Annotated in this window: 11 protein-coding genes; 7 read left to right on the top strand and 4 right to left on the bottom strand. The window is 59.1% G+C overall.

What is annotated here, in order from left to right; all coding sequences use genetic code 11:
• Positions 1-36: 36 nt before the first annotated feature.
• From MTP39_RS02470 to MTP39_RS02455, 4 genes are read right to left on the bottom strand one after another with little or no spacing between them, the layout of a single operon-like run.
• The gene (locus MTP39_RS02470; RefSeq protein ID WP_249241299.1) at positions 37-1,200 is read right to left on the bottom strand and encodes a hypothetical protein; all 1,164 of its coding nucleotides are present in this window, start codon (positions 1,198-1,200) and stop codon (positions 37-39) included.
• Positions 1,201-1,251: 51 nt separating this feature from the next.
• Positions 1,252-1,494 carry an acyl carrier protein gene (locus MTP39_RS02465; protein WP_249241298.1) on the bottom strand — a complete coding sequence of 81 codons (243 nt, stop codon included), beginning with the start codon at positions 1,492-1,494 and terminating at the stop codon, positions 1,252-1,254.
• 27 nt (positions 1,495-1,521) lie between these two features.
• Positions 1,522-2,988, bottom strand: a complete 1,467-nt coding sequence (locus MTP39_RS02460) for a class I adenylate-forming enzyme family protein (RefSeq protein WP_249241297.1) — start codon at positions 2,986-2,988, stop codon at positions 1,522-1,524.
• Between the two features lie 39 nt (positions 2,989-3,027).
• Complete coding sequence (locus MTP39_RS02455) at positions 3,028-4,500, bottom strand: class I adenylate-forming enzyme family protein (protein WP_249241296.1); 1,473 nt, start codon at positions 4,498-4,500, stop codon at positions 3,028-3,030.
• Between the two features lie 372 nt (positions 4,501-4,872).
• On the opposite strand from MTP39_RS02455, the gene MTP39_RS02450 reads away from it, so the two are divergent.
• From MTP39_RS02450 to pflA, 7 genes are all read left to right on the top strand, one after another.
• Positions 4,873-5,988 carry an acyltransferase family protein gene (locus MTP39_RS02450; protein ID WP_249241295.1) on the top strand — a complete coding sequence of 372 codons (1,116 nt, stop codon included), beginning with the start codon at positions 4,873-4,875 and terminating at the stop codon, positions 5,986-5,988.
• A gap of 62 nt (positions 5,989-6,050) precedes the next feature.
• Entirely contained in the window at positions 6,051-6,845 is a 795-nt protein-coding gene (locus tag MTP39_RS02445) for a hypothetical protein (RefSeq protein ID WP_249241294.1), read from the top strand.
• Between the two features lie 33 nt (positions 6,846-6,878).
• The gene (locus tag MTP39_RS02440) at positions 6,879-8,483 is read left to right on the top strand and encodes a glycosyltransferase family 4 protein (RefSeq protein WP_249241293.1); all 1,605 of its coding nucleotides are present in this window, start codon (positions 6,879-6,881) and stop codon (positions 8,481-8,483) included.
• 193 nt (positions 8,484-8,676) lie between these two features.
• Positions 8,677-9,714, top strand: coding sequence for a lysylphosphatidylglycerol synthase transmembrane domain-containing protein (locus tag MTP39_RS02435; RefSeq protein ID WP_249241292.1), 1,038 nt, complete (start codon positions 8,677-8,679; stop codon positions 9,712-9,714).
• Between the two features lie 4 nt (positions 9,715-9,718).
• The gene (locus MTP39_RS02430) at positions 9,719-10,177 is read left to right on the top strand and encodes a hypothetical protein (protein WP_249241291.1); all 459 of its coding nucleotides are present in this window, start codon (positions 9,719-9,721) and stop codon (positions 10,175-10,177) included.
• Between the two features lie 580 nt (positions 10,178-10,757).
• Positions 10,758-13,010, top strand: coding sequence for a formate C-acetyltransferase (pflB, locus tag MTP39_RS02425; protein ID WP_249241290.1), 2,253 nt, complete (start codon positions 10,758-10,760; stop codon positions 13,008-13,010).
• On the top strand, positions 12,997-13,749 hold the full coding sequence (gene pflA, locus MTP39_RS02420) for a pyruvate formate-lyase-activating protein (RefSeq protein ID WP_249241289.1): 753 nt from the start codon (positions 12,997-12,999) through the stop codon (positions 13,747-13,749). The genes pflB and pflA overlap by 14 nt, the downstream gene beginning before the upstream one ends.
• Positions 13,750-14,095 lie beyond the last annotated feature (346 nt).

The following is a 14,095-nucleotide window of genomic DNA, read 5'->3' as shown; positions in this document are numbered from 1 at the left end:
CGTGCAGCAGCCCTTTGCTTTTATGATATGTATTTCTCAGTCCAGATCCTCGGCTTCCAGCACCGCAACACCTTCGGTTTCAAGGGTCTTGCGGAGGATATCGGCCAGACCCGGGTTGGGTGCCTTGTTGTGGATGCACAGGATGATCTTTCCGTTCAGGCTGGCGGCCTCCACGCCCACGGATGCGCCCTCCGGCGGTACCCAGACGCCAAAATCCGTGGTGTACTGTGTCAGCTCCGGGGTGGCGGGCATCAGCGGATTGCCCAGATAGCTGAGCCAGAAATCCGAAATGGTGCCGCCGATGTACTCACCCATCTGGAACACCCGCTGCTTGATGCGCAGGGGCGCTTTTTGCTGGTCCACCTTGTACACCCAGCCCATCTGCTCGGTCATGCGGCGGCGCTTGGACTGCGGCTGCAAGTCCCGCTTGATGTCTGCATCTACGTCAGATACAAGATCCGCAAGGCGGGTCTGGGCTTGCAGCTGCACCGTATGCTCAAAGCTGCATACGCAGTTGTACAGTGCGTTCGGCACACCAGCCACATCGCGGGTATCGGAGGAGTAGGAATACTGGATATTCTCCTTACCCAGATACTCCCGCATGGCCATGCACAACAGCCCCATCAGGGCGCTTACCGGCTTTGCATTGTTTGCCAGCGCTTTTTCCACCAGGCTCTGCTTGCTCAAGTACACCCGGGTACGGCGCAGCGCACCCTCATAAGTCTGCACCACGTCCCGCTGGATGGCATCGCTCCCGGCCTCCACGGGCGGATACTCTGCCAGCATAGCCTCCATATCATAGGGCGGGTCGCACACGATCTGCTGCACCGCAAAGGCAGTGCCGTAACGCAGGTTGCAGTACTGTTCCAGAATGCTGGTGAACAGGGGCGATACCCCGTGGCCGTCCAGTAGGAAGTGGTACCAGTCAAAATAGACGGTATCCCCTTCGCAGCTGATGCAGAACAGATAGCCGTTCGTTTCCTCCGGGATATTGCGCATGGTGCTACCGGGGTACACAAGGCAGGGCTCCGTGTTGGGCTCCAGCCACATCTCCCGCTTTTCCTGCACCAGACGCTGGGTGTAATAAGGCGCACTTGCCAAAGCCGTGGTCAGTGCTCGCTGCAAGAGGGTGATATCCACCGCATCCCGCAGCGAGAACTGGTACCGGCACTGGATCTTTTCCCGACGAAAAAAGTACATGATTCCCTGAAAGTTATATTCCGTCGAGCGCTGTTGCGTTTCCATTGGTTTTTACCCCACGTTTGCTACCAGATAATCCACCAGATCACCCATGGTGACAAAGTTGCGCAGCTCCTTTTCCGGGATGCGCAGACCAAAGGTCTCCTCAAGATCTGCCACAATGGTCAAAATCTCCATAGAGGACAGATCCAGATCGTCCATCAGGACGCTGCTTTCGGTCACATCCTCCGGCGATACCTCTGCGACATCCTCCAGAATAGCCGTGATCTGAGAAATGATTTCTGCACGTTCCATCGTATTATGCTTCCTTTCTGTTGCGTTTTACTTGCGCACCAGCTTGCCCGTAGCGTTGCGGGGCAGCGGCGTTTCGCTGAACTCCACCACACCGATGCGCTTGTACAGCGGGACGGTGCGGTTCATCTGGGCAACAAAGTCACGCACGGTCTGCTGGTGCTCCTTTTCACAGTATACCACAACACCTATCTTTTTGCCCAGTTCTTTTACGATACATTCCTGTACGGCGGGATATTTTTCTACCATGCCCTCCAGCTCCTCGGGGCTGACGTTCTCACCGCTGTCCAGAATGATCAGGTTCTTCTTGCGTCCGGTAATGTAATAGTAGCCGTCCTCGTCCACCCGGGCAAGGTCGCCGGTATGCACCCAGCCGTCCTTGTCGATGACCTCTGCGGTGCCCTCCGGGTCCTTATAGTAGCCCATCATCACGCAGTCGCCGCGCATGCACAGCTCGCCGTCCGGCTCGATCTTGTAGTCCATGTACTCGCTGCCCTGACCCACGGCACCAATGTGCTTTTCGTCCTGTGCAAAGTTGATGATGCCGGCACCGCAGGTCTCGGTAGCGCCGTAGCACTGGATGACGAACATCCCGTTGTGCGCCATATCCAGCAGTACCTGCGGGTCAAACATGGCAGAAGAGCCGATGGGCACCCACAGATCGCCCAGACGATCGCGGTGGCCGCGCATCACGTCCTTGTGCAGGGCGTTCATGATCATCGGCACCACAGACATGACCTGACTGGGCATCTTCTGGATATCGCGGTAGAAGTTGCGGATATCGTTGCCCAGGTTCAGCGGCCAGCCCATGACGGTGGTGGAGAACAGGTCGATGAAAGCGCCCAGATGGAACATGGGCAGCACCATGTAGTGGCCGGGCAGGGGCTCCTTCTGGCTGATCTTGTCCTCCAGCTGTGCGGAGATGGCCCACAGCACATGACCTGCGCTGAACAGGTTGCGCTCGCTCATCATAACGCCCTTGCTCAGGCCGGTGGTGCCGGAGGTGAACATCAGCACCATCAGGTCATCGTGACCGATGGGGTGCAGCTCGGCTGCCGGCTCATAGCTGCGGAAGCCGTCCATGGGACGCAGCAGGCTGCCATAGGCGGCCTCCAGCTGCTCCCTGTTGCCGTAGTCCTCGCCGTCGGTCAGGATGGCGGCGGGCTCCACCAGCTCCAGCTCGTGAGACATCTCTGCCCAGCTCTTGCGCTGGTTCATTGGCACCAGCACGCAGCCTGCCATGATCGCGCCAAAGGTGTTTACCACATATTCGTAGCTGTTCTTGCTCAGCAGACAGATCTTTTTGCCCTTCACATCCGGGATGGTGCTCTGCAGGTAGGTGACCGTCCGGCGGACATCCTGTGCCAGCTCCTTAAAAAGGACGGTGGTCACGGTGTCGGTCTCCTCGGTATAGTAGCGGAAGGCCACGCGCTGGGGAAATTCCTTTTCCATGCCCAGCGTAATAGCGTCGTACATGTTTTCCACAAATTTGCCCATTGTAGTTTTCCCTTCTGTTTTATCTCATCCGTTTTATACTCAGCGCAGCAGTTTGCCCGTGGCGTTGCGGGGCAGCGGCTCTGCACTGAACTCCACCACACCGATGCGCTTATACAGCGGCAGGGTACGGTTCATCTCGGTAATATGCTCCTGCACGGTCTGCTGCTCGGCCTGCGGGCAGTACACCACAACACCGATCTTTTTGCCCATTTCCTTCACGATGCACTCCTGCACAGCGGGGCATTTTTCCACAAGACCTTCCAGCTCCTCGGGGCTGATGTTCTCGCCGCTGTCCAGAATGATCAGGTTCTTCTTGCGGCCGGTAATGTAGTAGTAGCCGTCCTCATCCACCCGGGCAAGGTCGCCGGTGTGGAACCAGCCGTCCTTGTCGATGACCTCCGCGGTGGCCTCGGGATCCTTGTAGTAGCCCAGCATGATGCTGTCGCCCCGGATGCACAGCTCTCCGTCCGGCTCGAGCTTGTAATCCAGATAATCGTTGCCCTGTCCCACAGCGCCGATGTGCTTTTCATCCTGCGCATAGTTGATGATGCCGTCGCCGCAGGTCTCGGTAGCGCCGTAGGTCTGCACCACGAACATGCCGTTGGTGGCCATATCCAGCATCACCTGCGGGTCAAACATGGCAGAGGAGCAGATGGGCACCCACAGCTCGCCCAAGCGCTTCTTGCGGCCGCGCATCACGTCCTTGTGCAGGGAGTTCATGATCACCGGCACCACCGCCATGACCTGACTGGGCATCCGCTGGATCTCCTTATAGAAGTTGCGGATATCGCCGCTGACGTTCAGGCCCCAGCCCGCGTGCGCCCACGAGAACAGGCAGATGAACGCGCCCAGATGGAACATGGGCAGCACCGTGTACTGGCTGACCACAAGCTCCGGGTCGTGCTTATACTCCATCATGTGCTCACCGATCTGCACATGGGCGCGCATGACGCTGAAGAAGTTGCGCTCGCTCAGCATCACGCCCTTGCTGCGTCCGGTGGTGCCGGAGGTGAACATCAGGATCATCAGGTCATCGTGGCCGATGCAGCGGGGCATTTCTGCCACCGGCTCATAAGCGCGGAAGCCGTCCATCGGGCGCAGGATGCTGCCGTAGGCGGCTTCCAGCTGCTCCTTGGTGCCGTAGTCGTCACCATCGGTCAGGATGGCGGCGGGTTCCACCAGCTCCAGCTCGTAGGACAGCTCGTCCCAGCTCTTGTGCTGGTTGAGCAGTACCAGCACACCGCCCGCCAGAATGATGCCGAAGGTGTTCACGGCGTATTCGTAGCAATTTTTGTTCAGCAGGCAGATCTTTTTGCCCTTGATATCCGGGATGGTGCTCTGGAAGTAGCTGACCGCACGGCGGATATCCCGCGCGTAGTCCTTATAATGGACTACGGTCACCTCGTCCGTATCCTTATTATAGAAGCGGAGCGCCACGCGCTCCGAAAAACGCTGCTCCATATTCAGCGTGACCAGATCATAAACGTTGTCCAATACTTTTACCTTCATCATTGCTTTTTCCTCCCACGTTGTCCTTTCATGCAGCGGTGCGTCGCACTGTGCCCAGTATACAATATCTTCCAGCGCAATGCAATACTTCTGCAACATTTAATTTCCATTTTTGGCAACTTTCTATTGCATATCTTAGGGCACAGCCCGGCCAAATTCTACCTTTCGTTGCAATCTTCCGGTTTCTATGCTACAATTTTTAGCGCAAAATACCAGTTCCGGTATGGTGCGGACTGCAAAACAAAATTGACAGTCTCTATAAAAAGCATTATACTAGCCATATATCATGGCAATGCTGTATAAAAATCGATCATTTGCGCCGTATCCGGCTTTTTTCATGAGGGGTATTGGCCCGGCGCAGGGAAGGAATCTTTCATGGAAACAACCAAGCCCCGCACTGTCAGCTCCATCGGGATGTTTGATATGCTCAAGGGCGCAGGGATGCTGGCCATCGTGCTGGGACACACTGCGGAACTTTATCCGCTTCAGTTGTCGAACGGCCTGTCGCTGACCGCCTTTTTGGTCTTTGTCTACCGCGAAACGCTGATGGCGGCCTTTTTTATCGCCAGCGGCTACGGCTTCCGCAAGCGCTCCATCGGCAAATGCATCCACCAGCAGCTCAAAAGCCTGCTCAAGCCCTTTTGCTACACTGCGGTCTTTACCACGGTGCTGCATTTTATCATTCATTATAATACCTTTCACTATCTGCCCGGCTCCCTGACCGAGAGCATCAAGGTGGCGGGCGGTTTTCTGCTGGGTCTGCCCCACACCGCCACCTACTTCGGGCAGGAGTTCTTTTCCTGCGGGCCCATGTGGTACCTGCTGGCGCTGCTGATGGGCTGGATCGCGCTGGACGTTATCCTGAACATCTTCCCGGAGCGGTACATCCCGTGGGCGGTGGGCGGCTGTGCCCTGCTGGGCTGGGGTGCCAGCCTTGTATGGGAGCTGCCCTTCTGCCTGATCCAAGGCGCGGTGATCACGCCGTACCTGTACCTTGGTTACCTTGCCAAGCGTCAGCACTGGCTGGATCAGCCCTTGTCCCGCCGGATGTCCTGCATCCTGTGGGCTGCCGTTCTGCTGGTCCCGGTGGCTGCCTTTGCCACCGGCATCACCGACTGTGTTTCCATGGCAGAGTGGACGATGGGCCCCATCAGCATCCTGCTGGACGGCCTTGCCGGCCTGCTGTTCGTCCGGCTGTTTCTGCGCTTGAACCGGCACCGGAACGCGCTGGTGAGCTTTTTTGAGGCCATCGGCCGCCGCTCCCTGTACATCTTCTGCATACATACCGTAGAGCTTACCGCTATTCCGTGGTATCTGTTCGCGGCGAAATACGCCGACCGCCCTGTTTTGGGCATCTGCCTGCAATATGTCCTTTCGCTGGGCTCCATCTGGCTTGTCTGCGCCCTGCTGCAACGGCGGCGGGACCTGATCATCAAGCTGTTCCCCGCCCGGCGGCACACCCCGCAGGTACACTACACCCCACGGCACTGATATTCTGAATGTTCCGGCTGCGGTGCAGCCGAGCTTAGGATAAGGAAGAGGAGGATCCCGTTATGAACCACGATGCCCCCGTGACCCCTGCTGCCCTGCAGGCGCACATTGCCGAGCTGGAGCAGCAGCTCAAGCTTTCGGACGAGGGTGTTTCCCAGCTGGCGCAGCGGTGTCTGGAGCTGGAGCAGCAGCTGCTGACCTGCCAGACCGAGCTTTCCAGGCACAGCGCCGAAGCCGAGAATATCACCCTTACCCTGCCGCAGCTGTTCTATGACACCGGCAGCGGCTTCTCGCCCCGGGAATGCCTTGTCGCCACCGAGGATGTCTACAACGAGCTGACCCACGAGGTGTCGGTCACCTTTATTCTGCCGGAGGACGCCCGCGCCGTCCGGCTGGACCCGGGCGAACTGGCCTGCTGCATCACTGACCTTGCCATCTCGGACGAGCGCATCAGCTTTCAGCCGGTCAACGGCCTTGTATTGCAGGAGGACAGCCTGCTGTTTTTGGACGTAGACCCCAACCTTTCGCTGCACTGCACCACCGGCTTTGGTGCCGGCATGAAGTTTGCGGTGAACTATCACTACTACCCGCTGGGACGTTTTCTGCACGAGCAGCCCGGCAAATCCCTGTTGCGGGCGCTGAACGACCTGAAGCTGAAAAACGCCACCGCCGCACAGGAAGCAGACGAGGTATTGCAGGCCAGCCGCGCCGAGTGTATGCGGCTGAATCAGCAGCTGCTGACCTTGCAGGGCATCCAGCACGAATATCAGGTCTCGCTGGAAAATATGCGCGCCAGCAGCAGCTGGCGGCTGACCGCCCCGCTGCGCAGGCTGCTGACCCTGCTGCGCGGCCACTAAGCCCGCCCGATATTCTGCCGGAGGAGTTGGATCATGTACACCAGTTACAGTACCCTGCAGCGCAAGCAATTGTCTAAGCAGGTCTATACCGATACCCAGAGCACCTATCTTCTGGTCTACGCGCCGGGGCGTCACAAGGCGCTGGAAACGGCGCTGCAAAACCAGCTGCACCGCAAGTTCCGTCTGGTGACACAGCTGGAGGGCGAGCTGACCCCCGCTGTGGCCGGGGTGCTGCTGGTAAGCGAGGATGTGGAGTGCACCCCCACTGCCCTGACCTATTTTGCCGCCGCCCTGCGGGAGGGCGCAGACCTTGCGATCTGCGATGCCTCCTTTGGCTTTGACGGCGCTACCGCCCTGTACCTGAGCACCCAGCACCTGCCCGGCAGCCGCTGCGCACTGGTGTCCCGCGCATTGCTGGACGAAGTGCGCGCCGCCGCCCGTGGCAAGGACAGCGTTACCGAGCTGCTGCGTCTGGCCCATGCCATGGCGCAGCACAGCTGCCGCATCCCGCAGGCACTGCTGCACTTCCGCCGGGAGCTGTGCGCCGATGACGTGTTCTCCGCCAAGGGACGCCGTGCGCTGATCCTGAGCCACGAGCTGACCATGACCGGCGCGCCCATCGTGCTGGTAAGCGCCGTGCCGGTGCTGCGCAGCTTAGGCTTTGAGGTGGTGGTGCTGGGTCCCTCGGACGAAGGCTCGCTGCCGCTGTTTCTGGATGCCGGAGCCGCCGTGGTCACCCGCCCGGACTGCGTTACTTCCAGTGCCCTGTGGGGGCTGGCCACCAGCGCAGACCTTGTGCTGGCCAATACGGTGGTGGAAGCCCCTGTGGTGAGCACCCTGAACGGCTCCTTTGTGCCGGTGCTGTGGTGGCTGCACGATGCCTTTGCGGGCTACCCCTTCATCGCCCACAGCATCCCCAAGGAGCTTGGAAAAAATATCCACGCCTGCGCCGTAGGCTCTCACGCCACCGCCGCCATGCACTCCGTCCGGCCGGATTTTGAGATCGAGCAATTGATCTACGGTCTGCCGGACTACGCCGCCGAGCAGTTCCCCCGCTACGACATCAGCTTTGCCGGGGGGCGTCCCCTCTTTGTGACGGTGGGCTCGCTGGAACACCGCAAGGGCCCGGATATCCTGTGCAACGCCATCCGATTGCTGCCCTCTGCGGTGCGGGAGAAAGCCGCCTTCCTTTTTGTGGGCAAAGCCGCCGACAAGGGGATGTACAATGCCGTGGACAGTCTGGTGCGGGACTATCCCCAGACCGTTTTCTACCGCAAGCGGCTGGAGCGCCCGGAGGTCAAATCCCTGATGGAGCAGTGCAACTGCGTAGTGTGCGCCTCCCGCGATGACCCCATGCCCACCTTCGTCACCGAGGGACTGATCTTCGGCAAGCCCTCCATCGTATCGGAGCACACCGGCACCGCCGGACTGGTGACCGAGGGCGTGGATGGTTTCCTCTACAAAGACGACGACCCGCAGCAGCTTGCCGACAAGCTGACATGGGCCATCGAGCACCCGGAGGTGCTGGCTTCCATGCACGACAACTGCCGCCGCCTATATGAACAACAGTTCTCCAACGAATCCTATGTAGCCACCCTGACAAGGCTGGTAAAAGAGCTGACGGACGGGGAAGAATAATGGAAAAAACAATGCCGGCCAGCCGCACGCTGCCCGGCATTGTTTTTTACGGGAGAGGTCTCCCCATTTTATCAAATGCCCCAAATTGCCCAACAAAGTTCCGCTTCCGTTCACAAAGGGCGGCGGGAGATGTGCTATACTGGTTCCAGAATTTCCGGTTAAAAGCATCCATACCGAAAGGAGTTTTGTTTCCATGAGCCAAGCCGCCGCGCAGCAGCCCTCCCGCAAAAAGACCGCGATCTCTCTGCTGGTGCTGCTGGTGCTTACCTGCATCATTGTGTTCACTTTTAAGGATCACTGGGCCGAGATCACCACGGCGCTGGCGCAGCTGTCGGTGTGGCAGGTGCTGGCGGTGCTGGCGGTCGGCCTCAGCTACCCCCTGCTGGAAGGGTGCGTGGCGTGGGTCATCGTGCGCAGCCGTCTGCCGCAGTTCAAGCTGTGGCAAGGGTTAGATGTAGGCTGGTGCGGCACCTTTGGCAACGTGGTCACGCTGGGTGCCGGTGCTGTTCCGGTGCAGCTGTACTACCTGCACAAGGCCGGGCTGCCGCTGGGCCCCGGCGCAGGGCTGATGACACTGGAATACGTTTCCCACAAGAGCACGGTGCTTTTGTACGCCACCGTGATGCTGCTGTTACAGCGCCGCTGGCTTGCCGCCAACACCACCGGTGTCATGCGGTATCTGCCCATGGCATACGCTGTGGTAGCGGTAGTTATCGTGGCGCTGGTGCTGCTGTGCGTCTCGCCAGTGGTGCAGAACCTCGCCCGCTGGCTGCTGGGCTTTCTGCCCAAGACCGAAAAGTGGCAGCAGCGCCGCGCCGACTGGCTGGAGCAGCTGGAAGTGCTGGGCACCGAGAGCCGCCGCCTGCTGGCGGATAAGCCCCGCTGCCTGAAAATTTTTGCCCTGCAGGCGCTCAAGCTGTTCGGGCTGTTCTGCCTGCCCTACCTGTGCATCCGGTTCATGGGGCTTTCGCCGCTGGGCTTCTGGCAGGTGCAGCTGCTCACCAGTCTGATGCTGTTTGTTTCCAACGCCCTGCCCAACGTAGCCGGGATGGGTTCTATTGAGACCGCCTTTCTGCTGGTGTTCGGCAGCTTTCTGGAACGGGGCGAGGTGATGAGCGTACTGATGCTCTACCGCATCGCCAGCTATTATGTGGTATTTGCCGCCAGCGCCGTGGGCTTTTTCATCGCCCAGCGGCATCTTGTCCAAATGGAGCCGCCAAAGGAGGGGTAAACGGATGAAAAGCTTCCACATTCCCCGCACCGCTTTATTTTTTATCCTGTTTGCACTGGCAGCTTTTGCGGTGCTATACCATCCCATCGACCTGAAAGCACTGGTACGCGCCAGCTCGCAGGGCACGCTCCGCACCGAGGAAGTGGCGCATTTTGGCAGCACAAACGACATGGACTATCACCTCCTCTCCATGGACAGCGAAGCGTTCCAACAAACGGCAGAATTGCTTTCCACTGTCTCCTGCCGCAAAAAACTGAACCAGAACTATTCTGCCTACACCCACGATACCTTCCCGGTGCAGTCGGTCACCGTCAGCTTTTATGATGATGCCGAAAACCAGAAGTTTCTGCTGACTGTGTACTCCGACGGCGTGTGCATCCTGAACAGCGCCTATGTCAGCGTAAAATACCCCGGCGGCGGCGCAGCGCAGCTGTATGAACAACTGGCGGGGCTGGGGCAGTAAAAACAAAAATCGGGGCACTCAGGTGGTCAAGCTGAGTGTCCCGTTTTTGTTTTCTTTGCGTCGGCTGTGGTACCAAACACAGCCGGTGCCGCGCCGGAAGCAGCAGAGCAAACCGTGCTGCCGCTTCCCGTAGAAAAGAGAAAGGAATGGAGGAATGGAGCGGAGCGCTTGCAGACGCTCCTTTTTTCTGGTGCAGCGGTGGTTAGAATTAGCTAACCACCGCTGCGAGAACAGGATACCACAGACGGTTAGTCTTGTCAACCCTTAATTTGCAAATTTTTTCGCAAAGTTGCCGTGCCGCCGGGGTTTCGGCGTTTTTTCTACATTCTGCCCAAAGAATAGCCTTTCCGCTGGAAGAAAACCCACTTGTTTTCTATTGCTTTTTAAAACAGTTCTTGCTATTATAATAACGCAAGATTTTGTGGGCAGGTTTTTATTTTTGTCTACACCTTGTAGTAAGGGCTGCCGCAGACGGCAGCGCAAGACCGTTTCGCCCCCAGAAAACCGCCTAGACAGAGCGGTTTTTCAAAGGCTCAGAAGTTAGAAAACGCTAACCGCGTAATGGAGCAAGGAGGTTCCAATGATCCAGTTTGAACAGTGGGAAGGCTTTGAAGGCCGCATCTGGAAGGAAGAGGTCAATGTGCGTGACTTCATCCAGAAAAACTACACCCCCTATAACGGCGACGAAAGCTTTCTGGCTGGCCCCACCGAGGCTACCGATAAGCTTTGGGGTGCTTTGCAGCAGCTGCAGAAGGCCGAGCGCGCCAAGGGCGGCGTGCTGGATATGGAGACCGAGGTGGTCAGCAGCCTGACCTCCTACGGCCCCGGCTATATTGACGAAAACCTGAAGGATCTGGAGCAGATCGTTGGTTTGCAGACCGACAAGCCCCTCAAGCGCGCCTTTATGCCCTACGGCGGCATCAAGATGGCAGAGCAGGCCTGCACCACCTACGGCTACCAGCCCTCTGCCGAGCTGCACAAGATCTTTACCGACTACACCCGCACCCACAATCAGGCCGTGTTCGATGCCTACACCCCCGAGATGAAGAAGGCACGCCACACCCACATCATCACCGGTCTGCCGGACACCTACGGCCGCGGCCGCATCGTGGGCGACTACCGCCGCGTTGCCCTGTACGGCATCGACGCCCTGATCCAGTTCAAGCAGGAGGATCTTGCCAACTGCGGCGACGGCACCATGACCGATGACGTCATCCGTCTGCGCGAGGAGATCGCCCGCCAGATCAGCGCCCTGAAGGGCATGAAGAAGATGGCCGAGGCCTACGGCTACGACATCTCCCAGCCCGCCAAGGACGCCAAGGAGGCCTGCCAGTGGCTGTACTTCGGCTATCTGGCTGCCATCAAGACCCAGAACGGCGCCGCCATGAGCGTGGGCCGCATCTCCACCTTCCTGGATATCTATATCCAGCGCGATCTGGACAAGGGCATCCTGACCGAAAGTCAGGCACAGGAGCTCATTGACCACATGGTCATGAAGTTCCGCATGGTCAAGTTTGCCCGCATTCCCAGCTACAACCAGCTGTTCTCCGGTGACCCCGTGTGGGCAACGCTGGAAGTGGGCGGCATCGGCATGGACGGCCGCAGCATGGTCACCAAGAACTGCTACCGCTTCCTGCACACGCTGGAAAACATGGGCCCCGCACCAGAGCCCAACCTGACCGTGCTGTACTCCTCTGCCCTGCCTGAGGCCTTTAAGAAGTACGCCGCCAAGGTGTCCGTCAACACCAGCAGCGTCCAGTACGAGAACGATGACGTGATGAAGCCCGTCTGGGGCGACGATTACTCCATCTGCTGCTGCGTGTCTGCCACCCAGACCGGCAAGGAGATGCAGTTCTTCGGCGCACGCGCCAACCTTGCCAAGTGCCTGCTGTACGCCATCAACGGCGGCGTGGACGAGAAGAGCCACGAGCAGTGCGGCCCCAACTACGCTCCCATCACCAGCGAGTACCTGACCTATGACGAGGTGCTGCCCAAGTATGTGCAGATGCTGGACTGGCTGGCCGGGCTGTACGTCAACGTGCTGAACCTCATCCAGTATATGCACGACAAGTACTACTACGAGGAAGCCGAGATGGCACTCATCGACACCGATGTGCGCCGCACCTTTGCCACCGGCATTGCAGGCTTCTCCCATGTCATCGACTCCCTGAGCGCCATCAAGTACGCCAAGGTGAAGGTGGTGCGCGATGAAAACGGCCTTGCCACCGGCTTTGAGATCGAGGGCGACTTCCCCAAGTACGGCAACGATGACGACCGCGCCGACGAGATCGGCGTGTGGCTGCTCAAGACCTTCCTTGAGATGATCAAGAAGCGCCACACCTACCGCAACTCCGAGGCTACCACCTCCATCCTGACCATCACCTCCAACGTGGTGTACGGCAAGTACACCGGCGCTCTGCCGGATGGCCGCGCCGCCTTTACCCCGTTTGCCCCCGGCGCTACCCCCAGCTACGGCGCAGAGCAGAACGGTCTGCTGGCCTCGCTGAACTCCGTAGCAAAGCTGCCCTACCACTGGGCACTGGACGGCATCTCCAACACCCAGACCATCAACCCCGAGGCACTGGGTCACAGCGAGGGCGAGCGCGTGGAGAATCTGGTGCAGGTGCTGGACGGCTACTTCGATCAGGGCGCACACCACCTGAACGTGAACGTCTTTGGCAAGGAGAAGCTGCTGGACGCTATGGAGCACCCCGAGAAGGAAGAGTACGCCAACTTCACCATCCGCGTTTCCGGCTACGCCGTCAAGTTCATCGACCTGACCCGCGAGCAGCAGCTGGACGTGCTGGCCCGTACCTGCCATGGCGTCCTGTAAGACCCTTGGGTACGTCCACTCGCTGGAATCCTTCGGCTCGGTGGACGGGCCCGGCGTGCGCTTTGTGGTGTTTTTGCAGGGGTGTGCCCTGCGGTGCAAGTACTGCCACAACCCCGAAACATGGGCAGAGGGCGGCGAGGAGTGGACGGCGGAAGCGCTGTTCCAGCGGGTATACCGCTACCGCAACTACTGGGGCAAAAAGGGCGGCATCACGGTGAGCGGCGGTGAGCCGCTGCGGCAGATGGACTTTTTGACCGAGTTCTTCACGCTGGCGCGCGCCAAGGGCGTGCACACAGCGCTGGACACCGCCGGTCAGCCCTTCCGCCCGGACGACCCGGCGTATCTGGCGGCGTTCGACCGCCTGATGGCTAACACCAGTCTGGTGATCCTTGACCTCAAGGAGATCGACCCGGAGCGCCACCGGCAGCTCACCGGCAAAGACAACGCCAACATCCTTGCCATGGCGCGGCACATCTCCGACCTCGGCATCCCGCTGTGGATCCGGCACGTCCTTGTACCCGGGCTGACCGACGACGAGGAGGGGCTGCGCAAAACAGCAGACTTCATCCGCAGCCTGAAAACGGTGCAGCGGGTGGAGGTGCTGCCCTACCACACCTTGGGACTGTTCAAGTGGCAGAAGCTGGGCATTCCCTACCCCCTGCCGGACGCTGTACCGCCCACCGCAGAGCAGGTAAAGCGGGCAGAAGAACTGCTGGAAGTGAACCGGTATCCCGGGTAAAGCACCACCGTTTTGATTGCGCTCCGCTTCGCTCTGCGCAATTTCAGCGGAAAGAAGATTTATAATTTCGGCCCCCGGAGCGTCTGCGGACGCTCCGGGGGCCCTTTTCACGGGTAAAAATGGGATATCGGAACGCCCGCAGGCGTTCCGATATCCCGAAATTCAGAATAATTCTTCCGCTGAGGATGCCCAAAGCAACGCGGCGGGCATTCTGAATCGTTCTTCGTTGTACCTTGACTTCCCTGCGCTGCACCGCTATAATAAAGGGGTAAAAGGATAAATGCGTTTATCCGGGCAGAGTAGCGCCGCATACCGTCTGCGCAGAGAGAACAGGCCACTGGCTGGA

The sequence above is a fragment of the Faecalibacterium sp. I3-3-33 genome (genome assembly GCF_023347295.1).
In the GTDB taxonomy this organism is placed as follows: Bacteria; Bacillota; Clostridia; order Oscillospirales; family Ruminococcaceae; genus Faecalibacterium.
This window is presented reverse-complemented; position numbering and strand designations above follow the sequence as displayed.

Bases quoted from the DNA above. Each gene is read 5' to 3' on its own strand.
- MTP39_RS02465 (WP_249241298.1), bottom strand. From the start codon at position 1,494: ATGGAACGTGCAGAAATCATTTCTCAGATCACGGCTATTCTGGAGGAT.
- MTP39_RS02445 (WP_249241294.1), top strand. From the start codon at position 6,051: ATGAACCACGATGCCCCCGTGACCCCTGCTGCCCTGCAGGCGCACATT.
- MTP39_RS02430 (WP_249241291.1), top strand. From the start codon at position 9,719: ATGAAAAGCTTCCACATTCCCCGCACCGCTTTATTTTTTATCCTGTTT.
- MTP39_RS02470 (WP_249241299.1), bottom strand. From the start codon at position 1,200: ATGTACTTTTTTCGTCGGGAAAAGATCCAGTGCCGGTACCAGTTCTCG.
- MTP39_RS02460 (WP_249241297.1), bottom strand. From the start codon at position 2,988: ATGGGCAAATTTGTGGAAAACATGTACGACGCTATTACGCTGGGCATG.
- pflB (WP_249241290.1), top strand. From the start codon at position 10,758: ATGATCCAGTTTGAACAGTGGGAAGGCTTTGAAGGCCGCATCTGGAAG.
- pflA (WP_249241289.1), top strand. From the start codon at position 12,997: ATGGCGTCCTGTAAGACCCTTGGGTACGTCCACTCGCTGGAATCCTTC.
- MTP39_RS02435 (WP_249241292.1), top strand. From the start codon at position 8,677: ATGAGCCAAGCCGCCGCGCAGCAGCCCTCCCGCAAAAAGACCGCGATC.
- MTP39_RS02440 (WP_249241293.1), top strand. From the start codon at position 6,879: ATGTACACCAGTTACAGTACCCTGCAGCGCAAGCAATTGTCTAAGCAG.
- MTP39_RS02455 (WP_249241296.1), bottom strand. From the start codon at position 4,500: ATGATGAAGGTAAAAGTATTGGACAACGTTTATGATCTGGTCACGCTG.
- MTP39_RS02450 (WP_249241295.1), top strand. From the start codon at position 4,873: ATGGAAACAACCAAGCCCCGCACTGTCAGCTCCATCGGGATGTTTGAT.